Annotated in this window: 21 protein-coding genes; 2 read left to right on the top strand and 19 right to left on the bottom strand. The window is 73.2% G+C overall.

The features are described from left to right. Positions 1-252 precede the first annotated feature (252 nt). The 15 genes from UIS43_RS26300 to UIS43_RS26230 all read right to left on the bottom strand — a co-directional run bounded on the left by UIS43_RS26300 (position 253) and on the right by UIS43_RS26230 (position 19349). Positions 253-2214, bottom strand: a complete 1962-nt coding sequence (locus UIS43_RS26300; protein WP_126625047.1) for an AAA family ATPase — start codon at positions 2212-2214, stop codon at positions 253-255. 91 nt (positions 2215-2305) lie between these two features. After that, positions 2306-3181 carry a DivIVA domain-containing protein gene (locus UIS43_RS26295; protein WP_013151956.1) on the bottom strand — a complete coding sequence of 292 codons (876 nt, stop codon included), beginning with the start codon at positions 3179-3181 and terminating at the stop codon, positions 2306-2308. A gap of 134 nt (positions 3182-3315) precedes the next feature. Next, positions 3316-3603: a YggT family protein gene (locus UIS43_RS26290; RefSeq protein ID WP_013151955.1), complete on the bottom strand. Its 288-nt coding sequence runs from the start codon at positions 3601-3603 to the stop codon at positions 3316-3318. Between the two features lie 39 nt (positions 3604-3642). After that, positions 3643-4161, bottom strand: a complete 519-nt coding sequence (locus tag UIS43_RS26285) for a cell division protein SepF (RefSeq protein ID WP_013151954.1) — start codon at positions 4159-4161, stop codon at positions 3643-3645. A gap of 127 nt (positions 4162-4288) precedes the next feature. Then, on the bottom strand, positions 4289-5017 hold the full coding sequence (locus tag UIS43_RS26280) for a YggS family pyridoxal phosphate-dependent enzyme (RefSeq protein ID WP_013151953.1): 729 nt from the start codon (positions 5015-5017) through the stop codon (positions 4289-4291). 350 nt (positions 5018-5367) lie between these two features. Beyond that, complete coding sequence (gene pgeF / locus UIS43_RS26275; protein WP_013151952.1) at positions 5368-6087, bottom strand: peptidoglycan editing factor PgeF; 720 nt, start codon at positions 6085-6087, stop codon at positions 5368-5370. Positions 6088-6338: 251 nt separating this feature from the next. Beyond that, positions 6339-7835: a cell division protein FtsZ gene (gene ftsZ, locus UIS43_RS26270; RefSeq protein WP_013151951.1), complete on the bottom strand. Its 1497-nt coding sequence runs from the start codon at positions 7833-7835 to the stop codon at positions 6339-6341. A 496-nt stretch (positions 7836-8331) separates the two neighbouring features. Further along, a complete protein-coding gene (locus UIS43_RS26265) occupies positions 8332-9060 on the bottom strand; it encodes a cell division protein FtsQ/DivIB (protein ID WP_041552353.1) in 729 nt (242 codons plus the stop codon). A gap of 56 nt (positions 9061-9116) precedes the next feature. Further along, on the bottom strand, positions 9117-10577 hold the full coding sequence (gene murC, locus UIS43_RS26260; protein WP_013151949.1) for a UDP-N-acetylmuramate--L-alanine ligase: 1461 nt from the start codon (positions 10575-10577) through the stop codon (positions 9117-9119). After that, positions 10574-11734 (bottom strand): undecaprenyldiphospho-muramoylpentapeptide beta-N-acetylglucosaminyltransferase, encoded by a 1161-nt coding sequence (gene murG / locus UIS43_RS26255; RefSeq protein ID WP_013151948.1) that lies wholly within the window; start codon positions 11732-11734, stop codon positions 10574-10576. The genes murC and murG overlap by 4 nt, the downstream gene beginning before the upstream one ends. Then, positions 11731-13161, bottom strand: coding sequence for a putative lipid II flippase FtsW (ftsW, locus tag UIS43_RS26250; RefSeq protein WP_071621623.1), 1431 nt, complete (start codon positions 13159-13161; stop codon positions 11731-11733). Before ftsW ends, murG begins: the two co-directional genes overlap by 4 nt. Before the next feature lie 167 nt (positions 13162-13328). After that, a complete protein-coding gene (gene murD, locus UIS43_RS26245; RefSeq protein WP_013151946.1) occupies positions 13329-14780 on the bottom strand; it encodes a UDP-N-acetylmuramoyl-L-alanine--D-glutamate ligase in 1452 nt (483 codons plus the stop codon). 2 nt (positions 14781-14782) lie between these two features. Beyond that, the gene (gene mraY / locus UIS43_RS26240) at positions 14783-15856 is read right to left on the bottom strand and encodes a phospho-N-acetylmuramoyl-pentapeptide-transferase (RefSeq protein WP_013151945.1); all 1074 of its coding nucleotides are present in this window, start codon (positions 15854-15856) and stop codon (positions 14783-14785) included. Further along, on the bottom strand, positions 15853-17301 hold the full coding sequence (murF, locus tag UIS43_RS26235) for a UDP-N-acetylmuramoyl-tripeptide--D-alanyl-D-alanine ligase (protein ID WP_013151944.1): 1449 nt from the start codon (positions 17299-17301) through the stop codon (positions 15853-15855). Before murF ends, mraY begins: the two co-directional genes overlap by 4 nt. 380 nt (positions 17302-17681) lie before the next feature. Further along, complete coding sequence (locus UIS43_RS26230) at positions 17682-19349, bottom strand: UDP-N-acetylmuramoyl-L-alanyl-D-glutamate--2,6-diaminopimelate ligase (protein ID WP_013151943.1); 1668 nt, start codon at positions 19347-19349, stop codon at positions 17682-17684. A gap of 285 nt (positions 19350-19634) precedes the next feature. Between UIS43_RS26230 and mmuM the strand changes: the two genes are divergently transcribed. Continuing rightward, complete coding sequence (mmuM, locus tag UIS43_RS26225) at positions 19635-20546, top strand: homocysteine S-methyltransferase (RefSeq protein WP_013151942.1); 912 nt, start codon at positions 19635-19637, stop codon at positions 20544-20546. 23 nt (positions 20547-20569) lie between these two features. Here the strand turns inward: mmuM and UIS43_RS26220 are convergent, their stop codons facing one another. The 4 genes from UIS43_RS26220 to mraZ form a co-directional block, all read right to left on the bottom strand. Beyond that, positions 20570-22537 carry a penicillin-binding protein 2 gene (locus UIS43_RS26220; RefSeq protein ID WP_071621622.1) on the bottom strand — a complete coding sequence of 656 codons (1968 nt, stop codon included), beginning with the start codon at positions 22535-22537 and terminating at the stop codon, positions 20570-20572. Next, positions 22534-23001, bottom strand: a complete 468-nt coding sequence (locus tag UIS43_RS26215) for a hypothetical protein (RefSeq protein ID WP_117198994.1) — start codon at positions 22999-23001, stop codon at positions 22534-22536. Before UIS43_RS26215 ends, UIS43_RS26220 begins: the two co-directional genes overlap by 4 nt. 10 nt (positions 23002-23011) lie before the next feature. After that, a complete protein-coding gene (gene rsmH / locus UIS43_RS26210; protein WP_071621621.1) occupies positions 23012-24085 on the bottom strand; it encodes a 16S rRNA (cytosine(1402)-N(4))-methyltransferase RsmH in 1074 nt (357 codons plus the stop codon). Positions 24086-24363: 278 nt separating this feature from the next. Next, complete coding sequence (gene mraZ, locus UIS43_RS26205) at positions 24364-24795, bottom strand: division/cell wall cluster transcriptional repressor MraZ (RefSeq protein ID WP_013151938.1); 432 nt, start codon at positions 24793-24795, stop codon at positions 24364-24366. A 533-nt stretch (positions 24796-25328) separates the two neighbouring features. On the opposite strand from mraZ, the gene UIS43_RS26200 reads away from it, so the two are divergent. Beyond that, positions 25329-26321: a MoxR family ATPase gene (locus UIS43_RS26200; protein WP_013151937.1), complete on the top strand. Its 993-nt coding sequence runs from the start codon at positions 25329-25331 to the stop codon at positions 26319-26321. Positions 26322-26340: the final 19 nt, after the last annotated feature.

Here is a 26340-nt window from a genome sequence, read left to right as displayed (position 1 = left end):
AGCCGCGCACACGACACCGTTCGGCACCGCTGGGGGCCGGTCCGCCGCTGAGGTCCGTGGTCGCCCTCCCCGGCCCTGGGAGGGCGTTCAGCGCGCGGGGGCGACGCACCGTTGTGATCCGGCCAGTCCCGGTCCGCACCGACACTGGGTGACGCGCGGGAACGCCGCCGCACGCCCGGTGACCGGTGGACGCCGGATCCGGCCGTCAACGCGCGAGGGCGCCGCTCCTCCGAGCGGCGCCCTCGCCGGGTCTCAGCGCTTGGTGTCGGAGGCGTCGTCGTGGGGGGCGCGGTCGGCGGTGTCCCGCGCCCCGTCCTCGTCCGGACCGTCCTCGGCACCGTCGGCGGGGCGTTCCGCACGGGCGGCGGAGTCGGCCTCCCCGGTGTCCCCGTGGTCGGGCTCGGCTGCGGCCGGGACGTCTCCGGCCCGCGCACCGTCCTCATCCTCGTCCCCGCCGCTGGGGACGCGGTAGGAGAAGGCGCCGCTGCTGGCGTCCCGCCCGTCACCGGAGTCCCCGTCCGCGGCGCGCTCGTCGGCCTCGTCGTCGGTCCGGGCGCCGTCCCCGGTGCTGTCCGCCACCTCGTCGGTCCCGGCGTCATCGGGGTCGCCGTCGGGGGCTCGCTCCTCCTCCGGCTCGGAGTCCGCGGAGATCACCGGGAGGACGGCCGTCTCCGAGCCGGGAGCGTGTCCGTCCTCCGGCTCCCCGGAGACCACCGGGAGGACAGCCGTCTCCGGGCCGCCCCCGTCCGCCCCGGGCTCACTCGGGGCCTGCTCCGTGGCGTGCGCCTCCAGGGCGTCCTCCCGGTCGGCGGCGGGCTCGGAGTCCTCGTCCGCTTCCTCCGGACGCTCCGCGGCGCGCGCCTCCGCGGTGTCCCGGGCGTCCTCGTGGTCAGCGGCGGGCACGGACGCCTCGTCGGGCTCAGGGGTCCCGGCGGCGGCCGTGTCCTCGCCGGGCTCCCCCGCGTCACTCCTCTCGGGGGCGTCCGCGGAGGGCGCGTCGTCGATGTCCTCCTCCACCGCGTCCCGCGCGGCCCGGGAGCCGTCACCGGGCGAGGAGGCGTCCTCGGCGGAGGAGGCTCCGGGAACGTCGTAGGCGAAGGCCCCGCTCTCCTCCTCGTCGGGCCGGTCCCCGTCGTCGCCGTCCTCCGCGAAGGCGTCCTCCTCGACGGCTCCCTCAGCGGCCGACCGTCCGGGGATGTCGTAGGCGAACGGGGCCCTGTCCGAGGTGCCGGTCCCCTGAGTGCCGTCCCCGTCGCTGTCCCGGTCCCCGTCCCCGGGGACGTCGCGGGCGGAGGAGGCCGCGTCCCGGTCTGCGCTCCCGGAGTCGTCGTCCCCGTTCCCGGGGAAGTTCTCCTCCACGGCCTGCGCCGGACGGGGGATGCTGTAGGCGAAGGGCTCTTCGGAGGCGAACGCGGAGCCGCCCCGCTCCCGACCGCCGTGCTCGTCGGGGGCGTCCGTGAAGGGCGCGTCGTCGATGTCCTCCCCGACCGCGTCCTCCCCGAACGGGGGGCGGTCCTCGGCGGAGGGGCCGTCATCGGCCGGGGGCGTGCGGCCGGGAATGTCATAGGTGAAGGCTGGGCCGGAGGCGGCGGTGCGCTCGCCGGTCCCGTCCCCCGTGTCGGGTCCGTCCTCGGCGGTGGTACCGCTCGGCTCGTCCCACTCCGCCCTCGCGGCGGTGTCGGCGGCGTCGGCTCCGCTCTCCCAGGGCGCCGGGGCGCGGAGCGGCCGCTCCTCCTCGGAGGACGCCCAGGAGGGGGTCGGTCCGGAGTGGGGAGCGGAGGGGGCGGCGTCGTGCGCCGCCGTATCCGGTTCCGGCCAGTCGTGGGCCGTGGGGGTCTGCCAGCGGGGGACGTCGTACTCGGGTTCTCCGTGACCGGCGTCCTCCGCGACCGGAGTCGGCCAGGCGGGCCGCTCCGGGACACGGGGCTCCCGCACCGGCTCGGAGGCCGGTGCGGGTACGCGCCCGGGGTTCTCCGACTCCACGTGTGCGATGGGCACCGCCGATGCCGCGGTGGCGGCCATGACGGGGACGGACGCCTTCCCCAAACCGTCCGTCCGATCCGGTCTGCCCCCGCCGCCGGACCTTCCCTGGAGCAGCGCCCCCAGTAGGAGGAGAACGCTGACGCCCGCCAGTCCCAGTGCCACATACACCAGGACGGTCTCGGCGAACACCAGGGCGGCCACGATGACGGCGATGGCCGTCAGCACCGCCACGGTTGCGAGGATGCTAAGGATCACGGGTCGACCAGGACCTTTACACGTGTTGTGCCGGAGTCTTCAGTTGTTCGAGCGGATGCCGCGGTGATCAGCGGCGCTCGTGCGGCTCGCCCGGGTGGAACCCGCCGTGCTGGGCCGGCTCGGGCTGCCCGAACGGGTTGCCCGTGGGGCCGTGCTGGAGCGAGGGCGTTGCGCCGGTCTGCGGAGCCATGGTCTGGAAGCCGCCCGTGGTGTTCGGGTTGTTCAGCTCCTGGGCCTTCTCCTCCTCGCTCTTGAGCTCGCGCAGCTGGCGCTCGAAGTAGTCCTTGAGGCGGCTGCGGTACTCACGCTCGAAGTCCTTGAGCACGTTGACCTTGTGCTCCAGCTCCTCGCGCTGCTGGACGAGGCTGCCCATGACCTGGCGGTGGCGCTCCTGCGCGTCGCGGTCGAGGTTCTCGGAACGGGCGCGGGCCTCACCGATGATCTGGTCGGCCTGGCGGCGGGCCTTGCCGAGGATGTCCTCGGACTCGTGGCGGGCGCGGCCGAGGGTCTCGTCGGCCTCGCGGCGGGCGTCGGAGATCGCCTGGTCGGCGGTCTGCTGCGCGAGGGCCAGAACACGGGCGGCCGTGTCCATGTTCTCCTCGCCGCCCATGCCCATGCCGGGACCGGCCATCTGCATCTGCTGCTGGACCGGGGGCTGGGGCTCGACGGCCTGCGGAGGCTGCACCGGCTCGGGGCGCATCTGCTCGTGCTGCGGCTCGGGCGCCTGGTCCTGCTGCTGGAAGTCCTGCATGCCGGCGTTGGGCACCTTGCCCCGCAGGCACTCGGCCAGCTTGCCGCGCAGTTCCTCGTTCTCCTGGATCAGGCGGTCGAGCTCGGACTCGACCTCGTCGAGGAAGGCGTCGACCTCTTCTTCGTCGTATCCCGGTCGGAGCCGGGTGGTACTGAACTGCTTGTTCCGCACATCGGCGGGTGTCAGCGGCATGTTCGTCTCCTTGGCGCGCTTGGAGTCTGTCCGTAGGGACGCTACATGATCGTGACCTTACGGCAATCCAGATCATGACCAAGACCACATAGCGGAATCCGGGGCGGTTCCTTCCGCCTACGTCTACTCTCCTGCTAGGCGAAGCTCCCGAGCAGTGCGATCAAGATGTAGACGCCGAAGAAGAGCACCAGGACGCTCAGGTCGAGCGCGATGCTCCCCAGGCGTACGGGCTTGATGAACCGACGCAGGAACCTCAGTGGCGGGTCGGTGATCGTGTACACGATCTCAGCGATCACGAGCACGAACCCCGTGGGGCGCCACGATCTGGAGAAGGACTGCACCATCTCCAGGATCACCCTGGCCAGCAGCACGAAGACAAACAGCTGCAGGATGATGATCAGCACGGACAGGACGGTACTCACGGTCGTTCCTCGACCCAATCTCTGGACAAATGTGACGTTCTAGCTCTGATTGAAGAACCCTCGCTCGGCGATCCGCGCCTTGTCCTCGGCGGTCACCTCGACGTTGGCCGGGGACAGCAGGAACACCTTGTTGGTGACGCGTTCGATACTGCCATGCAGACCGAAGATCAGACCAGCCGCGAAGTCGACCAGACGCTTGGCGTCGCTGTCGACCATCTCGGTCAGGTTCATGATCACCGGTGTACCCTCTCGGAAGTGCTCTCCGATGGTACGCGCCTCGTTGTAGGTACGCGGATGGAGCGTGGTGATCCGCGCGAGGTCGGCGGTGGAGGCGGTCGCGGTCGTGCCACCGCGACCTGAGCCCAGGTAACCGCCGGTGTCCATCACGTCGCCTCGCGCTTCCTCGCCGGGCGGGGCGTCAGCGTCGCGTTCACGCTGCTCCTCCACCCCCTCGTCGAAATCGTCGAACTCATCATATTCGTCCGCATAGCGGTGATCGTAACGGTCGTCCTCCACGAGGCCGAGGTAGACCGCCATCTTGCGCATCGCGCCGGCCATCTCATGTCCTCCGTCGTCCCCGCGGCCTTCACCGCAGCCGACTCCTTCGCACTGTCCCGTCCGCTCTCGGGGAGAGCGTCCATTCGGGCGAACTCCACAGACGGGTTCCAAGGTCTATGTGGGGACATTACCCCACGATCGGTCCCCGGTTGCCGAGCAACGCCGTACCGAGTCGCAGGTGTGTCGCGCCTCGCTCGACCGCCGCCTCCAGGTCCCCGCTCATGCCCGCGGACACCACCGTCGCCCGAGGATAGCGATCGCGGATGCGGGCCGCGACCTCCTGTAGACGCGCGAAGGCGGCCGAGGGATCGCCCTCGCGGGGGGCGACCGCCATGACCCCGCCCAGCACGAGCGCCTCGTGCTCCTCGATCCGCGCCGCGAGTTCGAGCGCGTCCCCGGGGTCGACGCCCCCGCGCGGACCGATCACCCCGGCCCTCGAGTCCTCGTCGAGGTTGATCTGGACGAGGCAGGTCAGGCTCCGTCCGGCCGCGGCGGCGCGCTCGCCCAGTGCCCGGGCCAGCCTGGCGCGGTCCACCGAGTGCACGACGTCGGCGTAGGAGGCCACCGACCGCGCCTTGTTGGTCTGCAACTGGCCCACGAAGTGCCAGGTCAGGCCGAGGTCGGCGGTCTCGGCGGCCTTGGGCGCCGCCTCCTGGTCGCGGTTCTCGCCCACGTCGGTCACCCCGAGTGAGGCGAGAATCCGCACATCGGAGGCCGGGTGTGTCTTGGTGACGGCGACCAGCGACACCTCGTCCGGGCTGCGGCCGGCCTTGGCGCAGGCCGCCTCGATCCTGGCCCGCGCGGCGGCGAGGTTGGCGCGGACCTGCTCGACGCGAGCCGGGTCTGCGTGTGTCACGGTGCTCCTTCTTTCCCTGGGACGGATCCCACTCGCTGTCCTTCCTACACCCCCCTCGCCCCGCGTGCCCCGAACCCCGGGGACGCCGGGCCCGTCGGGGGCCGCGCGTGAGGCGGTGTTCTTCGGGCCTCCGCTTCGCTTCGTCCCACCCGTCGCCGGCCAGCACCCTCAACGGACACCTACGGCGCGGTCCTGCTCGTGTCCGGGCACCCGGAGAACGGGAAGCCTTCGGCGCCTACGGCGGGGCCGGGGGACGGGGCCGACCGGGAGGCGCGCGGGCGCCGCGGAGGCGGGGAAACCGGGCTGTCCCGGTCGTCCCACGGCACCGTCCTGGTGGCCGGGTACGACGTTCAGGCGCGCCAGAGGAAGGCGGCGAACCTGCCGGTCGGCGCCTGACCACGGTGGGAGAACAGTTCGGGGCTCTCCAGGGTGCAGCGGCCGTCGGCCCGGATGTCGGTGACGCCCGCCCGGCGCAGCTGGGCGGTGACGGCGGCGCGCATGTCCACGCCGGCGGTGCCCCGGCTCGTGGTGCAGGCGGCCTCGGGTACCCCGCGCGCGGTCTCGTCGCGCACGTGGGGCGGGACCTCGTAGCACCCGCCGCAGATGGCGGGGCCCAGGAAGACGGTGATCCGGTCGGCGCGGGCGCCCTGGTCGGCCATCGCCGCGACCAGGTTGGCGGCCACACCGTTCGCGGTGCCCAGTCGGCCGGAGTGCGCGGCGCCCAGGACGCCCGCCTCGGCGTCGGCGGCCAGGACCGGAAGGCAGTCGGCGGCCATCGAGGCCAGGACCAGGTCGGAGCGGGTGGTGACCACCCCGTCGCAGGTGCCCGCGCCCCCGGGGCCGGTGGCCACGAGGACGTCGGCGCTGTGCACCTGGTGCATCCACACGACCCGGTCGACGTCGAACCCCAGGTCGCGGGCGGCGATCTTGCGGTTGGCGAGCACCGCCTCGCGTTCGTCCCCCGAGCTCAGGCCCATGTTGAGCGAGTCGTAGGGCGGGGCGCTCACTCCCCCGTGCCGTTCGGTGACGGCCGCGCGGACCCCGTGGCCCAGGTCGATGACGTTGCTCATCCGGTGGTGTTTCCTCCCCGCTCCTGCCGGAGGGGGAACCCCGGGCCGCGTCGCCCGGAGGGCGTTCGGGGCCGGTGGCCGGTACCGGCCGTGTTCCGGCTCCGGCGCGGACTCCTCGCGGGAGCGGGCTCCCGCGGGGCCCGCCTCGCCGTCCCCCCGGTCCAGGACACTACCACCGCCCGAACCGCCCCGGGCTGGGCGGAGACCGCCCCGAAGCGGCGACGACCCCGGCCCTGGGGCCGGGGTCGGAGCTACTTCAGGAACTCCGGCACGTCGAGGTCGTCGGGGTCGTCGAAGATGACCCGGCGCCGGGGCGTGGGCACGTCCCCGCGCCGCTCGGCGGTGGCGTCCGAAACCGCGTGGATGTGACCCGCGTGGCCGCCCTCACGCTCGGCGGGCTCCTCCTCGGCCGGAGCGGGCTCCTCGGCGCGGACCGGCTCGGCGGGCTCGGCCTCCGCCTGGAAGGCGGACGTGCCGTGGGGCGGGGTCTGCTGTGCGGGGCCCGGCTCGGCCGGAGCGGCCTGGGTGTACTGCTCCTGGTGGGCGGGCTCGGCCTCGACCGGCTGCTGGACCGGCGGAGCCTGGGTCGCCGGCGGCGTCCACTGCGGCTCCGGGGCGGGCTCGGCCGGACGGGACGGTGTGATCCACGGCATGTTGGCGGCCGACGCCCCGCTCGCGTCCGCGGAGGCGGGCGCCGCCGGAGCGGTCCTCTCCTCCCTGCCGGACGTGATGCCTGCCTTGGGGGCGGCGGCCTCAGGAGGGTCCACCGGCTGGCGCTCCCGCACCACCGGGATCACTCCCTCCGGCTCGTCGAAGCCGGCCGCGATGACGGTGACCCTCACCTCGTCGCCCAGGGCGTCGTCGATGACGGCGCCGAAGATGATGTTGGCCTCGGGCGCCGCCGAGTTCGCGACGAGCTGTGCCGCCTCGTTGATCTCGAAGAGCCCCAGGTCGGAGCCGCCCTGGATGGACAGCAGCACACCGTGGGCCCCGTCGATACTCGCTTCCAGCAGTGGCGAGGAGATCGCCATCTCCGCCGCCGCGACCGCCCGGTCGTCCCCGCGCGCCGACCCGATGCCCATGAGCGCCGATCCCGCCCCGGACATGACCGACTTGACGTCGGCGAAGTCCAGGTTGATCAGTCCCGGCGTGGTGATCAGGTCGGTGATGCCCTGCACACCGGACAGGAGTACCTGGTCGGCGGCCTTGAAGGCGTCCAACACGCTGACCTGGCGGTCGGAGATGGACAGCAGCCGGTCGTTGGGGATCACGATGAGGGTGTCGACCTCCTCGCGGAGCATCGCTATCCCCGACTCGGCCTGGGTGGCCCGCCTCTTGCCCTCGAACCCGAAGGGGCGGGTGACCACGCCGATGGTCAGGGCGCCTAGGGACCGGGCGATGTTGGCCACGACCGGGGCGCCCCCGGTTCCGGTTCCACCGCCCTCACCGGCGGTGACGAAGACCATGTCGGCCCCCTTGAGGACCTCCTCGATCTCCTCCCGGTGGTCCTCGGCGGCCTTGCGGCCGACATCGGGGTTGGCTCCGGCTCCGAGGCCGCGGGTGAGTTCGCGCCCGACGTCCAGCTTGACGTCTGCGTCACTCATCAGCAGCGCCTGGGCGTCAGTGTTGATGGCGATGAACTCGACGCCCTTGAGCCCCTCTTCGATCATTCGGTTGACGGCGTTGACACCGCCGCCGCCGATGCCGACGACTTTGATGACCGCGAGGTAGTTCTGCGGTGCTGCCACGACGAGGGGCCTTTCCGCTCGCTTACGCCGTTCCGCCACCGCGTCCGGTGGCTGTGTGCCACCGGAGGCGCCTTTGGTCCGGCATCCGGTTCTACAGTGTGCGTTTCGGGTCCCCCGACGGGTCGTCCACGACGCCGTGACCGGGGGACCCCGGACCGCCGGAGCCTCCGTCCACCCGCCCGGAAGGGGCTGGTGCGGTCCGCCGTGAGGCGGAACGGTTCCCGCGTACCCGAAAAGCCTGTTCTGGTGCTTTGTTGACGTTCGGTTGTGTTTCCCGACAGTAAGCGGACCGCCGACCACGGGCAACCGATGACGAGTTCAGCCTAACGGCGCACGACACGGGGAAGCGATGTGTGCCCTCGGCGCGTCGCGTCTGGAATGTCCGAGCGGGACGCCCGGGCGTGCCGCCGGGGTCCTCCGGCCCGCCCGCGCCCGTACCGCTCGGCGGACCGGCCCCCGCCGCCGCGTCCCTGCCTGTCCTGTTCCTGGGAACGCTTCACCTCACCACGGCGAGGTCGGGCGCGGACACGTCGTAGACGCGCTCCTCCTGCGGCGGGTGCTCGCCGATGAGCACCCGCAGGACGTCGCTCTTGCGCGCGGTCTCCTCGGGCGAGCCCCACTCGACACGGGCCTCCTCGGCGAGTTCGATCACGATCGCCTCGGGGTCGGTGGCGTCGATGAGCCGGATCCGGGAGAGGAGGGAGTCCGGTGCCCGTCCGACGATGTCGGCGGCGGCGGCGACGGCCTCGTTGCCCTCCACCTCCCCGGTCACGCGGACCAGCGGGTAGGCGTCGGGCAGGCTCGGCGCGTCCTCGATGCGCACGCCGTCGGCGTCGATCAGCCGGTAGTCCTCCCCCGCCTGGACGGCCAGCAGCGGTCGGCGTTCGACCACCTCGACCTCCAGGGTGGCGGGCCAGCCGCGGGTGACCGTGGCCGACTCCACCAGCGGCAGCGCCTCGGCGCGCTCCTCGCTGCGGTCCAGGTCGACCCTGATCAGGGGCGTCCCGGTGGGCACGCCCAAGGCCGCGACCACCTCCTCGGAGGGGGTCCGGTCCAGGCCGGTGACCGCGACGTCGCGCACCACGAGCAGGCGGGACCCGAGCAGCAGCCAGGCGACCACGCAGACCAGGGCGACCACCAGCAGAGCCACGAAGGCGAACTTCCAGGGGTCGGACCGCTTGCGCGGCACCGCGTGCCCAGCCGCCTCCTCCTGCTCAGCGACCACCTGCTCCCCTTCCGTGTGTCCGCGCGACCGCTTCCCCAACGCTGGCCGTTCCCGCCTCAGCCCCCGAGGCCGTCGGCCCTCTGCGCGAGCGCCTCGACGATGCGCGGGCCCAGCTCGGTGACGTCGCCCGCGCCCATGGTGAGCACGATGTCGCCGGGGCCGGCCAACTCGGCCACCCGGAGCACGGCGTCGTCGCGGCCGGGCACGTACCACACGCGGTCGTGCGCGACACGCGAGGTGATCAGCTCCGCCGTGACCCCGGGCTCGGGGTCCTCGCGGGCGGCGTAGACCTCGGTGACCACGACCTCGTCGGCCAGGCCCAGCGCGGCGGCGAACTCCTCGGCGAAGATGCGGGTGCGGCTGTACAGGTGCGGTTGGAACAGGGCGACGACCCTGCCCCCGGCGTGCTCACGACCGTCCTCGCGCGCCTCCTCGGCCAGGGACTCCAGCGCCGCACGGGTCGCGCGCAGGTCGGCCTCGATCTCGGTGGGGTGGTGGGCGTAGCTGTCGTAGACGGCCACTCCCCCCGCCTCGCCCTTGGGCTCGAAGCGGCGCGCGGCGCCGGCGAAGTCGGCGATGCCCTCGACCGCCACCTCCAGGTCGTGGCCCAGCTCGTCGGCGACCGCGACGGCCGCGGCCGCGTTGAGCACGTTGTGGCGGCCCGGTACGGCGAGCTGGCCGTCCACGGGCTCGCCGTTCGCGGTGCGGATGGTGAACTCGGTGGTGAAGCCGCGGGCGCGCACCCGGGTGACGCGGTAGTCGGCGTCCTCGGCCTCGCCGTAGGTGAGCACCCGCTTGCCGCGTTCGCGGGCCAGCTCGGCCACCCGGCGGGCGCCGGGGTCGTCCACCCCCACGACGAGCGTGCGCTCGACCCGGTCGACGAACGAGGCGAAGTTGGCGTGGATCTCCTCGATACCGCTGTAGTTGTCCAGGTGGTCGGCCTCGACGTTGGTGACCACCGCGATCTTGGGCGAGAGCATGAGGAAGGAGCCGTCGCTCTCGTCGGCCTCCACCGCGATGACCTCGCCGATGCCGGCGTCGGCGCCCAGGCCGGTGGTGACCAGCTTGCCGCCGATGACGTAGCCGGGGTCGGCGCCCACGTGCTGGAGCACCACCGCGACCATGGACGTGGTGGTGGTCTTGCCGTGGGTGCCCGAGACGGCGACGCCCTCGCGGCCCAGCAGCAGCGCGCCCAGGGCCGCGGCCCGGGGCAGCACGCGCAGGCCCCGGCGGCGCGCCTCGACCAGTTCGGGGTTGTCCTCGCGGATGGCGGAGGAGACCACCAGGGTCTCCGCCGTGCCGAGGTTGTCGGCGGCGTGTCCCACGTGGACGTCGGCGCCCATCTGCTCCAGTTCGCGCAGGGTGTCGCTGTCGCGGGCGTCGCTGCCCGAGACCTCCACCCCCGACTGGAGCAGCACGCGGGCGATGCCGGACATGCCCGCTCCGCCCAGGCCGATGAAGTGGGTACGGCCCAGCTTGTCCACGGGCACCGGCTCGGTCGGCCGCACCAGGCTCATCGGGTGTCCTTCCCGTCGTCGTAGAAGGCCTCGTCGCCGTCGTCCTCGGACACCGGCATGTCGGGCGTGGGTTTGTCGCCGCGGGCGATGGCCGTGACCTCGCGGGCCAGCTCCATGTCGGCGTCGCGGCGGCCCATCCGGGCGGCCGCCTCGGACATGGCCACGACCCGGTCGGTGTCGGTGAGCAGCGGGATGAGCTGCTGGGTGATCCACTCGACGGAGACGTCGGCGTTGTTGACCATCATCCCGCCGCCCGCCTGGACGATGGGCTCGGCGTTGAGGGCCTGCTCGCCGTTGCCGATGGCCAGCGGCACGAACGCGCCGGGCAGGCCGACGGCGGTCAGCTCGGCGCAGGTCATCGCCCCGGAGCGGCACATGGCCACGTCGGCCGCGGCGTAGGCCATGTCCATGCGGTCCACGTAGGGGACGGCGACGTAGGGGATGCCCATCTGGGTGAGGTCCTGGGGCTCGTCGGCGTTCTTGGGGCCGACCACGTGCAGCACCTGGACGCCGCTGTCGCGGAAGGCGTCGCGGGCGGCGTAGGCGGTCTCGTTGATGCGCTGGGCGCCCTGGGAGCCGCCGAAGATCAGCAGGGTGGGCAGGTCGTGGCGCAGGCCGAAGTAGGTGCGGGCCTTGTCGCCCATGGCCAGCCGGTCGAGCGAGGTGATCTGCTCGCGCAGCGGGATGCCCACGAAGCGGCCGTTGCGGATCTGGGTGTGGGGGTGGCCGGTGAACACGTGCGGGGTCAGGCGCGCGCCCAGCCGGTTGGCCAGGCCCGGCAGGGGGTTGGCCTCGTGGACGACGATGGGGATGCGCCTGCGGCGGGCGGCCAGGTAGCCGGGCGTGGCCACGTAGCCGCCGAAGCCGACGATGATGTCGGCCTGGAGCCGGTCCAGGTGCTCACCGGCCGCGCTGAGGGCGCCCGCGAGCTTGCCGGGCACGCTGAGCAGCTGCGGGGTGAGCCTGCGCGGCAGGGGGACGGCCGGGATGATGCCCAGCTCGTAGCCGCGCATGGGCACCAGCCGGGTCTCGAGGCCCCGCTCGGTGCCCAGGCAGAGGATCTCCGTGCTGGGGTCCATGCGCCGCAGCGCGTCCGCAAGGGAGAGTGCGGGCTCGATATGCCCGGCCGTGCCGCCTCCGGCGAGGGCTACCCTCATCGTCGCCGATTCCTCCTTGGCCGGTCACCCGCCGGGACCGGTCCGCTCCTGTGCTTGGCCGTTGTCCTGCCACCGCGGGCGCCCGCCGTGCGCGGGCCGCGTGCCGTGGTGGGTCGCCCGGACGCCGCCGCGCCGCCGAGGTTGTTCACCGAGGCGGCGATGTTGTCCAGGCCCAGCCAGCTTAGAGCCCTTTGCACCCGACTGGGACCCCGGGCCTCCAGTACCTTGCGCGCCTCCGGCTCGGTCTTGGCCAGTGCCAGGAGAACGCCCAGGGCCGCCATGGTGGTGACCAGAGACGAGCCCCCGTAGGAGACCAGGGGCAGCGGGACGCCGGTGACGGGCAGCAGCCCGATGACGGCGCCAATGTTGATCATGGCCTGGCCCATGATCCAGGTGACGATGGCGAAGGAGGCCAGGCGGGGGAAGGGCTCCTTGACGCGGAAGGCCACGCGCATCCCGGCGTAGCCGAGCATGCCGAACAGGGCGAGCATGAGCAGGGTGCCGATGAGGCCGAACTCCTCGCCGATGATGGCGAAGACGAAGTCGGACTCGGCGAAGGGCAGGAAGCCCCACTTCTCGCGGCTCTCGCCGATGCCGACGCCGAAGACCCCGCCGGTGCCCAGGGCGTAGAGGCTGTGCAGCGACTGCATGCCCGAGCCCAGGGGGTCGGCCTCGGGGTCCAGGAAGGAGGTGACGCGCGCCATGCGGTAGGGCTCGATGGCGATGGCGATGGCGGCCAGTCCCAGGACCAGGCCGAACATGGCCCCGAACAGCCTGCCGGGCGCGCCCACCACCCACAGCAGCCCCAGGAAGGTGACCAGGAACACCAGGCCCGTGGACAGGTTGGAGCCCATCAGCACCAGCAGGACCAGCAGGCCGCATCCGGGCAGCAGCGGGATGAGCAGGTGCCGCCACTCGGTGAGCTCGCGCAGCTCCTCCTTGCGGGCCAGGATGTTGGCACCCCACAGGGCGAAGGCGAGCTTGGCCGGCTCGGAGGGCTGGATGATCAGCCCGCCCAGGTCCAGCCAGCGGGTGGCGCCGTTGACCTCCACGCCCTGGAAGACGGTGAGCAGCAGCAGCGCCGCCGAGACGATCATCGCCGGGTAGCCGACCAGGCGGAAGATCCGCTGGGGCAGGTGGGAGGCCAGGAACATCAGCGGCAGGCCCAGGGCGGCCGAGACCAGCTGCTGCTGGAACATCGAGAAGGCCGAGCCGGTCTCGTCGATGGAGTTGACCATCGTGGAGGACAGCACCATCATCAGGCCCAGCGCGATGAGCAGGACCGAGGTGCCCAGGATCAGGTAGTACGAGGTGAGCGGCCGGTCCAGCAGGCGGACCCACTCACGCCACAGGGCGCGTTCGCGTCCGCCCGCCGCCGCGCGCGCCTTGGACCGGGTCGCCCCGGGAACCGCCGTCGTCGCCGCCATCCACACCCTCCGCACGAAATTCGCGCCTCAATACTGGCGTACCGGCGGGTGCGGAGCCGTGGACATTTCGCGCGTGTTGGCCATCTTTGACGACCCGGGGGCGTGGCAGAGGGCACAGTGGGGGCCGCCCGCGCGTGTTCGGTCACGCACGGGCGGCGAACCGTCACTCAGGGCAAGCGGAGTACGGCCTCGGCGAAGAGGCGGCCCCGTTCGCGGTAGTCGGTGAACATGTCCATGGAGGCGGCCGCGGGCGCCAGCAGGACGGTGTCGCCCTCCTCGGCCAGGGAGGCGGCGGCGGCGACCACCGCGTCCATGACGGTGCCGTCCCCGTCGGCGGGGCCCTCGACCTCCACCACCGGAACCCCGGGGGCGTGCTCGGCCAGGGCCTCGCGCAGCCGGGCGCGGTCGGCGCCGATGAGCACGGCCGCACGCAGGCGGTCGGCGGCCATCGCGGCCAGGTCGTCGACCTCGGCGCCCTTGAGCAGGCCGCCCGCGATCCAGACCACGGACGGGTAGGAGCCCAGGGACGCGGCGGCGGCGTGCGGGTTGGTGGCCTTGGAGTCGTCCACGTAGTCCACGCCCCCCGCGGTGGCCACGAAGGCGATGCGGTGCGGCTCGGGATCGAAGGCGGCCAGCCCGGCCCGGACCGAACCGGGGTACACGCCCACCGAGCGGGCCAGCGCGGCGGCGGCCAGGGCGTTGGCGACGTTGTGCGGCGCGGCCGGGCGCACGTCGGAGAGCGTGGCCAGCTCCTCGGCGCTGCTGTGCGGGTCCTCGACGAAGGCCCGGTCCACCAGCAGGTCCTCGACCACGCCGACCTCGCCCGCGCGGGGCGTGTCCAGGCGGAAGCCGACCAGCGGCGTGTGCGGGTCGCCGTCCTCCTCGGCCAGGCGGACCGACCAGGCATCGGCGGTGTTGACCACGCGGAGGGTGCCGGGCGCGTAGATCCGGCCCTTGGCGCGGGCGTAGGGGTCCAGGCCGCCGTGCCAGTCCAGGTGGTCGGGGGCGATGTTGAGGACGGTCGCGGCGTGCGGGCGCAGGCTGGAGGACCAGTGCAGCTGGAAGCTGGACAGCTCCACCGCCAGGACCTCGCGGAAACGGCCCCCGGCGTCGGGTTGGACCGCCTCCACGACCGGGGTGCCGACGTTGCCGACGGCGAGCGCGTCGCGGCCGTCCGCGCGCAGCATCGCCTCCAGCATGCGCACGGTGGTGGTCTTGCCGTTGGTGCCGGTGACGGCCAGCCACACCTGGTCGGCGGGCTTGAGCCGCCAGGCGAGTTCGACGTCCCCGATGACCTCGATCCCGGCCTCGGCGGCCCGGACCAGCAGCGGGGAGTCGGGGCGCCAGCCGGGCGAGGTGACCACCAGGTCGCAATCCGCGGGCAGCGGGGTGTCGCCCAGGACGACCTCGGCGCCCTCCGCCCGGAGCCGGTCGGCCACCGGGCGGACGGTGTCGTCGTCGCGGCCGTCGACGACGGTCACGCGGGCCCCGCGGGCCAGGAGCGCCCTGGCCACGGGGGGCCCGGACACTCCCAGGCCCGCGACGCAGACCCGGCGCCCCCGCAGGGGCGCGCCCTCCGGCGCGGTGCCGGGCGGTGTTGGGGAAGCGTGGTGCGCCATGCCTACCTCGGCATCCATTCCAGGTAGAAGAGCCCGATGGCGATCGCCACGAACAGGCCCTGGATGATCCAGAAGCGGATCACGATGGTGGGTTCGGCCCAGCCTTTGAGCTCGAAGTGGTGCTGGAGGGGCGCCATGCGCAGCACGCGTTTGCCGGTGAGGCGGAACGAGGTGATCTGGACCATCACCGACAGGGTGATGATGACGAACAGGCCGCCGATGAGCAGCAGCAGGAGCTGCGTGCGGGTGGTGATGGCCAGGCCCACGATCAGACCGCCCAGGGCCAGGGAGCCGGTGTCGCCCATGAAGATCTTGGCGGGCGGGGCGTTGAACCACAGGAAGGCGATGCAGGAGCCGAGCACGGAGGCGGCCACCACGGCCAGGTCCAGGGGGTCGCGGACCGTGTAGCAGCTGTCCGAGAGGTAGGACACGCAGGACTGGCGCAGCTGCCAGTTGCCGATGATGACGTAGGCGACCAGGGACAGGATCGTCGCGCCGGTGGCCAGGCCGTCGAGGCCGTCGGTCAGGTTCACCGCGTTGGAGAAGCCGACGATGAGGAAGAGGGCCCACAGGACGAACAGGCCGATCATCAGCGGGGGGCCGAAGTCGCGGAGGAAGGAGATGCTGGGGGCGGCGGGGGTGTAGCCGTAGCCGTTGGGGAAGAGGGTGACGCCGTAGGCGAAGCCCACGCCGACGATGGCCTGGCCGACCATCTTCGCGCCGCTGCGCAGGCCCAGGCTGCGGCGCTTGTAGATCTTGATGAAGTCGTCGAGGAAGCCGACGCAGCCCATCCCGACGAACAGGAACATCACCAGCAGGCCCGACGCGGTGGGCCCGCTGGCGCTGGGCTGCACGATCAGGAGCACCACGTGGGAGCCGAAGTAGCCCACGACGGCGCCGAGGATGATGACGATACCGCCCATGGTGGGCGTGCCCTGCTTGGTCTTGTGGCCCTCGGGTCCGTCGTCGCGGACCTCCTGGCCGAACTTGAACCGGTACAGGAGCTTGATCAGCGGGGGCATGAGCCCCATGGAGACGACGAGCGCGAGGGCCGCCGCCAGAGTGATGCCGATCACTGGGCGTCACCCTCCGTGATGAGGTCGATAACCCTTTCGAGCCCTGCCACGCGTGATCCCTTCACAATGACGACGTCTCCTGTGCGCATCCGCGCGCGCACGGCCGCGGCGGCCTCGTGAACGTCCGCCACGCGGACGCACTCGCCCTGCCACAGTCCCTGCCGCGCGGCGCCCTCGGCGCCGACGGCGATGCCCTCGGCCGCCTCACCGACCACGACCAGGTGGGCCACGCCCGTGCGGGCCGCGAGCTCACCGATCCTCTCGTGCTCGACCCCGCCGCCCTCGCCGAGCTCGGCCATGTGGGCCAGGACGGCGATGGAGCGGCGGTCCCGGGCGAGGGCGCCCAGGGTGGTCAGCGCCGCCCGCATGGACTCGGGGTTGGCGTTGTAGGCGTCGTTGACGAGGGTGGCGCCGGCGTGCTCGGTGACCTCCATGCGCCACCGGCTGACCGGTGTGGCGGCGCCGAGCGCCTCGGCGATCTCGTCCACGCCCATGCCCAGTTCGTCGGCGACCGCGGCGGCGGCCAGCGCGTTGTGGACCTGGTGGGCGCCGACGAGGGCCAGTTCCACCCGGGCGGTGCGCCCGGCCAGGTGGAGGGTGAAGGAGGGGGCGCCCGTCTCGCGCATGACCACGTCCGTGGCGCGCACGGTGGCGTCCTCCCCCAGTCCGTAGGTGACCACGCGCGCACGGGTGCGCGCGGCCATGGCGTTCACGCGCGGGTCGTCGGCGTTGAGGACGGCGACGCCTCCCGCGCCCCTGTCCGCGGCTCCCGGCGGGAGCGCCTCGACCAGCTCGCCCTTGGCCTTGGCGATGGCGTCGCGGTCGCCGAACTCCCCCATGTGGGCGCTGCCGACGTTGAGGACCACGCCGATCCGGGGCGGGGCCACCCCGCACAGGTGGGCGATGTGCCCGATACCCCGGGCGGCGGCTTCCAGGACCAGGTAGCGGGTGCCGGTGTCGGCGCGCAGCACGGTGAGGGGGTGACCGATCTCGTTGTTGAACGAGCCCGCCGGGGCGACGGTCGGGCCCATGCGGGCCACGACCTGCGCGATGAGGTCCTTGGTCGTGGTCTTGCCGGAGGATCCGGTGACCGCGACGACCTCGGCGCGCTCCGCTCCGCGGCGGGGATCGCTGAGTTCTCGTGCCACGTGCCGGGCCAGCCGCGTCAGGGCCGCGACGACTCCCTCGTCGCCGCCCTCCGCCAGCAGGTGGGGGGCGTCGACGGGTCGGGAGACCAGGGCCGCCGCCGCTCCGTCCGCGACCGCGGAGGCCGCGAAGTCGTGTCCGTCCACGCGTTCGCCGCCCAGGGCGACGAAGAGCGCGCCGGGCACTGCCTGCCGCGAATCGATGACGACGGGGCCGTCGACGACGGCTTCGGGGCGCGCTGATCCGCCGATGGCGGTTTGGGTGATCTCAGCGATCCGATCGAGCGTGAGCGCGATCAAATCCACTCCTCATGTCAGGCCCGGTCCACGACGCCACAGGGGCGGCTGGCCACCCGGCCGGAGTCTCAGGTCAGGGGATGGCACCGCGGATGCCGCGCGTTGCCGCGCCGGGCCTCACCACGGTGTCGGCATGGGCCGCGTCGTGGTCGCCGCCGGGGGCGTCACGTGTCGGGCTGCGATTGCCGGACCTACCTTAGAACATCTTCGGGCGTCCGGAATCCCGCCGGGCCCCCACTGGCGGCAATATGCGCCACTTCGTGACCGTCGGCCCGCACCTGCCCGGAAGCGCTCGCAGGCCCTCCGGCGCGGACGCCGAGGGGGCGCGGGCACGGCCCGCGCCCCCTCGTCCAGACGGTTCGCACTCCGGGAGTGTCGGGGTGTCAGCCCTGGTCAGGAACCCGGTGGATGTCCTGGAGGGCGACCCCCAGCCGCTCGCGGGCGCTCATGCCGAGGTGGTCCTCGATGGCCGCGCGCAGCACCTCGCGGTCGTCGAAGGGCAGCACCTCACCCTTGACGTACTGACCGGTCTCGTGACCCTTCCCGGCGACAACCACCACATCGCCGGGACGGGCGCGCTCGACGGCCAGGCGGATGGCCTCGGCCCGGTCGAACTCCACGGTGACCCGGGCGCGGTGCTCCTCGGGCACCTTGGCGACCCCTTCGAGCATCGACGCGGCGATGCTCACGGGGTCCTCGGTGCGCGGGTTGTCGTTGGTGATGACCAGCTGGTCGGACAGGCGCGCGGCGGCTTCGCCCATGAGCGGGCGTTTGGCGCGGTCGCGGTCGCCTCCGCAGCCGACCACCATGGTCAGCCCGCCCTCGGTGGTGGCGCGCAGGGCGGTCAGGACGGCCTCGATGGCGCCGGGCTTGTGCGAGTAGTCCACGAGCGCGGTGAAGTCCTGGAAGGCGTGGGGCACGGCGTTGGCCACGACCGGCTCCATGCGCCCGGGCACGCCCGGGGCGGCGGCCACACCCGCGATCGCGGTCTCCAGCGGCAGCCCCGCCTCGACCAGACCGACGATGGCGGCCATCGCGTTGGAGACGTTGAAGGGTCCGGGCAGGGCGACGGAGGCGTTGGCCTCCATGCCGCCGGGGCCCACGATGCGGAAGGCGCTCCCCATGGCGCCCAGACGCACGTCCACGGCCCGCCAGTCGGCCTCCATGGCGGTGGCGGGGTCGGCGTCGGTGTAGCCGTCCACGGCGAAGGTGGTGACGGGGACGCGGCCGTCGGCCTGCACCATGTCCACGAGCGCGCGGCCGAAGCGGTCGTCGGCGTTGACCACCGCGATGTCGCAGTACTCGGGGGTGAACAGGCGGGCCTTGGCGTCGAAGTAGTCGCGCAGGTCGGAGTGGAAGTCCAGGTGGTCCTGGGACAGGTTGGTGAAGACCGCGACGTCGTAGCGGGTGCCACCGACCCGGCTCAGGGCCAGGGCGTGGCTGGAGACCTCCATGGCGGCGGCGGAGACGCCGCGTTCGCGCATGAGGGCGAACAGGCCGTGCAGGTCGGTGGCCTCGGGCGTGGTGAGCGAGGAGACGACGCGTTCGTCGCCCACGCGCATCTCCACGGTGCCGACGAGGCCGGTGCGCATTCCGGCGTGGCGCAGGCCCGACTCGACCAGGTACGTGACGGTGGTCTTGCCGCTGGTGCCGGTGGTGCCGATCAGCAGCAGGTCCTGCGCCGGGTCCTTGAAGACCCACGAGGCCGCCGTGCCCAGCACGGCGCGCACGTCGGGGACCACGATGACGGGCAGCCCGGTGGCGGCGGCCCGCTCGGCCCCGTCCCCGTCGGTGAGGACGGCGGCGGCGCCCGCCTCGGCGGCCTGCCCGGCGAAGTCGGCGCCGTGCGCGCGGGTCCCGGGCAGGGCGGCGTACAGGTCTCCGGGCCCCACCTGGCGGGAGTCGTGGGTGATGCCGCGGACGTGCACCTCCCTGTCCGGCACCTCGGGGGGTCGGTCCGCGCCCAGGTCCGGGCGCAGGAGGGAGGCGTCCGGCCCGAGCAGCGCTGCGAGGGCGGACAGTGGACGAAGTGGCGTGTGTTCAGGTCGCATTACCGGTGGCACGTGTGGAGGTTAACCGCTGTCGACGACCGGCCGGTAATTTCCACGCTGCGTTCGCCGAGGTTTCCCGAACCGGGCGTTTCGCCCAGGTTACGCGGGTTCGCCGTACACGTCGATGACCGTCCGGTGTCCTTCGCGGCCGGGGGCGCGCCCCCGGCGGGCGGGCCCCGGAGCCCACGGCCGCGGGGAGGGGCGGCCGCGGCCCGGCGGCCCCGACCGGGTGTTCACGCCTAGGCTGGAGGCGTCCTCGACTCGGCCCGAACGCGGAGGTGGCGCATGGCCGGAACCGCCCCGTCACGGCGCCCGCTGGTGCTCGACGGCGGGCTGGCGACCCGTCTGGAGGCCTACGGCCGCGACCTGGGCGGCGGGCTCTGGTCGGCGCGGCTGCTGGCCGAGGAGCCCGATCTCGTCCGCCGGGTGCACCGGGACTACTTCGAGGCGGGCGCGGACGTGGCCATCGCCGCCGGGTACCAGGCGAGCGTTCCGGCACTGACCGCGCGGGGCGCCACGGAGTCCGAGGCCCTGGCGCTGATCGCCCGCTCGGTGGAGCTGGCGCGGGCCGAGCGCGACGCGTTCGGTTCCGGGCTGGTGGCCGCCGGGGTGGGCCCCTACGGCGCGGCCCGGGCGGACGGCTCGGAGTACACCGGCGACTACGACCTGGACGAGGAGGGCCTGTACGCCTGGCACCGGGAGCGCTGGCGGGTGCTCGCCGACTCCGGGGCGGACCTGCTCGCCTGCGAGACCGTGCCCTCGGCGGCCGAGGCCCGGGCGCTGGCCCGGCTGCTCGCCGAGACCCCCGGCGCCCGCGCGTGGATCAGCTTCTCCTGCCGGGACGGTGAGCGCGTCAGCGACGGCACGCCCCTGCGCGAGGCGGCCGCCGGACTCGCCCCTCTGCACGCCGACGGGCGGCTGGTGGCGGTGGGCGTCAACTGCACCGCGCCCCGGCACGTCCCCGCGCTGGTGCGCGCGGTCGCCGCGTGCGGCCTGCCCGCGGTGGCCTACCCCAACTCGGGGGAGGAGTGGGACGCGGCGCGGGGGCGGTGGACCGGCACGGCCGAGCCCGAGGAGTTCGGCCGCGCCGCCGTGGGCTGGTACGAGGCCGGAGCGGTGCTCGTGGGCGGGTGCTGCCGCACCGGCCCCGAGCACGTGCGCTCCGTGCGCGCCCACCTGGACCGCGCCGCGCCCTGACGGGGACGCCCGCGGCTGCCCTCCTAGCCGCCGCCCTGGTCCTCCGACAGCCGGATGGCGGGCGCCTCGGTCCCCGACGGCGGGACCTTCAGCGTCTTGAGCGCGAAGGACATGACGTCGTTGAACACCGGCCCCGCGGCCTCGCCGCCGTAGTAGTCCTGCTGCGGGTCGTGCAGCACCACCTGGACCACGACCTCCGGGTCGTCGGCGGGCGCGAACCCGGAGAAGGTGGACGTGTACCCGCCGCCGTCGTAGTCGCCCGTCTCCGGGTCGAGCCGGTTGGCGGTACCGGTCTTGCCCGCGACCCGGTACCCGTCGATGCGGGCCTGGGGCGCGGTGCCCTCGTCACTGGTGACCGCCTCCAGCATCAGCGCGAGCTGATCGGCGGTCTCCTCGCTGAACACGCGCCGCTGTTCGGGCTCCTCGGACGGAGTGAACTCCCCCTGGGCGTTCACCGTCCCGGCGACCACCCGGGGCTCCACCCGCACACCGCCGTTGGCGACGGTGGCGTACACCGACGCCATCTGAGCGGCGGTCACCGACAGGCCGTGGCCGATGGAGACCGACGGCAGCTGGGTGCCCCACCAGTCCTCCGGGTCCTTGAGCACGCCCGCCTGCTCACCGGGCAGCTGGAGCCCGGTCGGCTGGCCGAGCCCGAAGTCCTCCAGGTAGGAGTGCAGGACGCCCCGCCCCACCTGGTCGGCGATCTCGATGGTGCCCACGTTGCTGGACTGGGCCATGATGCCGTTGGTGGTCAGGCGCAGGGTCTCGTGGGGGCTGGAGTCCTTGAACGTCGTGTCCAGGTACCGGATGCTGTCGGGCACGGTGTAGACCGTCTCCGGGGTGGTGACGCCCTCCTCCAGCGCGGCGCCGATGGTGACGACCTTGTTGGTGCTGCCCGGCTCGAAGATCGTGGCCACCGCGCCGTTGGACCACTGCTCGGGGGAGCTGGAGGAGATGTCGCTCTGGGAGTAGGTCGGGTAGTCGGCCATGGCGAGGATCTCACCGGTGCCGACCCGCTCCACGATGACGCTGCCGCCCTGGGCGTCCAGCTCCTCCACGCGCTCGGCGAGGGTCTGGGCCGCGTACCACTGGATGTCCTGGTTCAGGGTCAGGCGCACGTCCTGGCCCGGCTCGGGTTCGCTGACCAGGCCGCCCGCCATGGGGATCTGGGTGCCGTCGGCGCCCACCTCGACGCGGCGCTTGCCCGCCTCACCGGCCAGGGTGTCGTTGAGGTAGCCCTCCAGTCCCTCCAGGCCGTGGCCCTCGGCGCCGACGAAGCCGACGAGGTCGGCGGCGCCGGTCTCCTCGGGGTAGACGCGCTCGTAGGAGACCTGCGAGCCCAGGCCGGACAGGTTGAGGTCGGCCAGCTCCTCCCACTCCGCGGGCAGGACCCCGCGGGCGACCACCTCGTAGCGGCTGGGCGCGGCGTCCACCTTCTGGGCGACCTCGTCCTCCTCCAGGTCGAAGCGGGTGACGAGCTCCTCGACGAGCTGGTCACGCTCGTCCTCGGCGACCGTCTCGGGATCGACGAAGACGGTGCGCACCTCCAGCGACAGCGCGAAGGGGTTGCCGTCGGCGTCGGTGATCTGACCGCGCAGGGTGGGGATGTCGATGGTCTGCAGGCGCGTGTTGGAGGCCGCCTCGGCGTAGTGCTCGGCCTCCACGACCTGGATCTGCACCAGGCGTCCCGCGAAGAGCAGCAGGACGGCCGTGATCAGGGCCCCGCCGATCTTGATGCGGCCCGGCGGCTCGCCCCTGCGGAAGGTGCGGCGCAGCAGGGGCGGGAGCGGGGGCGGGGAGCCCCCGCCGCGGCGGCGCTCACCGCCGCGCGCCTCCCGCGCCGGACGCCCCGGGGTGCGCGCCGAGGGGCGGGCGCCGCCGTCGGGGCGGCGCGGCTCGCGCTGGGGCCTCTTGGGCCGGGACCCCGAGCGGTTGGCCGCTCCGGGCCTGCGGGGGTCCCGGGGACGCCGGTCTCTGGGAGTACTCACTCACCACTCCCGGTGGCGCCGCTGATCTCACCGGTCTCGGGGTCGAGGAAGAGCGGGGGTTCACCGCCCTGCTCCATGCCCATGGCCTCTGCCTCGTCGGAGATGCGCTCGGAGCTCTCCAGTTCGGCGACCGTGCTGCGCCGCTGCTGCTCCTCGTAGGACAGCTCCCGGTTCTCCTCCTTGAGGTTGGCGATGGCGAAGGCCTCCTCGGCCACGACGCTGCGCAGGACGAGCAGGCTGACGAGCGTGGCCCCCAGCAGGAACAGGATGAGCAGGACGAAGGGGATGCGCGGCGCCCGGCCCTGCGCACCGCCCCCGGTCCGGGTGCGCTTGGCCCGTGCGGGCGCGGCCGCGGGCCTGGTCGCGGGTTCGACCGCCCGCTTGGGCCGCGCGGGGGCGGCCTTCCCGGTGGGGGCCTTGCCACCGCGTACGGGCGTGCGGCGCGTGTCCGTCCTCGTGCTCATCTGGGTCTCCCTACTGCCGCGGCGGTCGCACGCGTTCGGCCGCCCGGAGGCGGGCCGACTGCGCGCGCGGGTTGCGTTCGTTCTCTTCGTCCGTGGGGAGTTCGGCCCCCCGGGTGAGCAGCCGGAGTTCGGGCTGCCGTTCGGGAAGGGGGACCGGCAGGTCGGCGGGCGTGGTGTCGGTGGCCAGCGCGGCCAGGGCCCTCTTGGTCATCCGGTCCTCCAGCGAGTGGTAGGACAGCACGGCCACACGGCCCCCGACCGCCAGGCGCGCGATCGCGGCGGGCAGGGCGCGTTCGAGGATGGACAGTTCGGCGTTGACCTCGATGCGCAGGCCCTGGAAGGCGCGCTTGGCGGGGTGGCCGCCGGTGCGGCGGGTGGCCGCCGGGATGGCCTCGCGCACCAGTTCGGCCAGCGCGCGGGTGGACTCGATGGGCGCCTGGGCGCGCTGGCGCTCGATGGCCCTGGCCACGCGGGAGGCGAAGCGCTCCTCGCCGTAGGTGCGCAGCACGCGGGTGAGCTCGGCGACCGGGTAGGTGTTGACGACCTCGGCGGCGGTCAGAGACTGGTCGCGGTCCATGCGCATGTCCAGCGGCGCGTCGTGGGCGTAGGCGAAGCCGCGGTCGGTCTCGTCCAGCTGCGGCGAGGAGACGCCGAGGTCGAGCAGGACGGCGTCGGCCTCGGCCGCGCCCGCCTCGTCCAGGGCTCGCGGGATGTCGGAGTAGACCGCGTGCACGAAGTGGGTGCGGTCGGCGTAGGGCGCCAGGCGTGCGGCGCTGCGCTCCAGGGCGGTGGTGTCGCGGTCGACGCCGACCAGGCGCATGCCGGGGCAGGCGCGCAGGAGCGCCTCGGAGTGGCCGCCCAGGCCCAGGGTGCCGTCGACCAGGACGGCGCCGGGCCGCTCCAGGGCCGGAGCGAGCAGTTCCACGATCCGGTCGAGCATGACGGGCACGTGCAGGGGGTCGGCTCCGGAGCGGGCCGCGTCGAGGCGCGCCTGCTCCCCGGCGGGGTTCTCCCCGTCGGCGGGCACGCCGCTCCCGTCCGTGCGGGCGCCCCCGGTCCCGCCGTCCTGCCCGATGTCCCCCATGTGCTGCTGTTCCTCCACGCTGTCGCCGTCTCCCCCCGAGTCGCCGTGGTAGCGCCGCGGTCGGTGCGCTCCACGGTGTCCTTGGCACGGCCCGGCGGGTTCCGGCGGGCCTCCGGACACGGCCGCTATTGTCCACCTTCCGGTGGCTTCGCGCTCACGACCTGGCACCGGGGAAGTCGCGCCAGCTCGTGGAGACCGCGCCCGGAGGCCGTTGCCGGACTCCGGCTTGCGAGGGTGTGGACTGTGTGCTGATCGGCCCGGCGGTGCTTCCGCCGGGGTCACAGCACCCCGGGCAGCACCTCCTCCGACAGTTGCGCGAAGGCGGGTTCCTGTTCGGCCTCGTAGTCCGACCACGCCCGGGAGTCCCAGATCTCCAAGCGGGTGTTGGCGCCGATCACGACGCACTCCCGCTCCAGGCCCGCGTAGTCGCGGAGCTTGGCCGGGATGGTGACCCTTCCCTGTTTGTCGCAGTTCTCGTCCGAGGCGCTGGCGAAGAGGACCCTGCTGTAGTCGCGCACCGCCTTGGCGGTGACCGGGGTGGTGGCGAGGGCGTCGGTGATGCGCCGGAACTCCTCCGTCGGGAAGACGTAGAGGCAGCGTTCCTGGCCCTTGGTGATCACCAGACCCCCCGACAGCTCGTCGCGGTACTTCGCGGGGAGGAAGAGCCGCCCCTTCTGGTCGAGCCGGGGCGTGTGGGTGCCGAGGAACACACTTCCACCTCCCTCACCCTCGAAGTGGAGAATTCACCCTCTCCACGGTGCCCCACCTTACTCCACTCTTCCCCACCGTCAACAGATCTTTCCGGCTTTTACGCCCACTGCGGGCCAGGAAAACGCAGGTCACAGCGTTGGCCGTGATGGTGGGGGAAGGTGGAGGGCGCGGGGTGTGTCGCGGAGGAGGCGACCCCGGGGACCGCGACGACCTGTGGCGGCACCGCGCGCGTGCCCGCGTGCGCGCACGCGGAAGGGCAGAGCGGGCTCCCGGCGGGCGGCCCGGCGTGTCGGACGGGCGGGGCGGTGTCCCGGCCGGTCGGAGCCGGGGCCCTCACCCGCTCCGCACTCTCGGCCGGCACCGGCGCCGCCACCGAGGATCAGAAGGGTGATTGGAGCCCTTTGGCCTCTTTGACCATTCCTGGAACCAATCGGCCGCTGATTCCGGCGCTTTGGTTTGCAATCGGTTGGAATGGGCTTAGCCTCGGTTCCGAACAGCGACACGCGGAGCCACAGGGAGCGGGAGGGGTCTGGTGTCACTCGGTACACACCACGGCGGTCGCGGGGGCGACGTCCAGGGGGACGTCGGTGAGATCGTCGCCGTGGCCGACCGCGTCCGCGCCGCGATCGAGACGGTCATCGAGGGCAAGCCGGAGGTGCTGCGCCTGGCGCTGACGGTCCTGCTCGCCGAGGGCCACCTGCTCATCGAGGACGTCCCCGGCGTCGGCAAGACCATGCTGGCCAAGGCCCTGGGCCGGGCCGTGGACTGCTCCGTGCAGCGCGTGCAGTTCACGCCGGACCTGCTGCCCAGCGACATCACCGGTGTCAGCGTCTACCACCAGGACCGGCGCGAGTTCGAGTTCAACCCCGGCCCGGTGTTCGCCAACATCGTGGTGGGCGACGAGATCAACCGCGCCTCGCCCAAGACCCAGGCCGCCCTGCTGGAGTGCATGGCCGAGCGCCAGGTGAGTGTGGACGGCCAGACCCGCGCCCTGGAACGGCCGTTCATGGTGGTGGCCACCCAGAACCCGGGCGACATGGAGGGCACCTACGCCCTCCCCGAGGCCCAGCGCGACCGGTTCATGGCCCGCGTCTCGGTCGGCTACCCCGCCCCCCAGGCCGAACTCGACATGATCGACTCGCACAGCTCCAGCTCGCCGCTGGAGGACCTGACGCCGGTCACCAACGCCGCCCAGGTCCGCGACCTGGCCGACCGGGTGCGCACGGTGCACGTGGCCCCGGGCATGCGCCGCTACGTCGTGGACCTGGTCAACGCGACCCGCACCAGTCCCGAACTGCGCCTGGGCGCCTCCCCGCGCGCCACCCTGCACCTGGTGCAGGCCGCCCGCGCCTACGCCGCCCTGGACGGACGGCACTACGTCGTCCCCGACGACGTGCAGGCCCTGGCCGTGCCGGTGCTCGCGCACCGGCTGCTGCCCGGCCCCGAGGCGCAGATGGAGCGCCTGACCCCCGAGCAGATCGTGGCCAAGCTGGTCGCGCGCCTGCCCGTGCCCGGCCCGCAGTAGACCCCCGGCGCCCGCGGCC

It is taken from the genome of Nocardiopsis sp. LDBS0036 (assembly GCF_041228755.1).
In the GTDB taxonomy this organism is placed as follows: Bacteria; Actinomycetota; Actinomycetes; order Streptosporangiales; family Streptosporangiaceae; genus Nocardiopsis; species Nocardiopsis dassonvillei.
The sequence above is the reverse complement of the archived record's forward strand: the minus strand, read 5'-3'. Positions and strand labels throughout refer to the sequence as shown.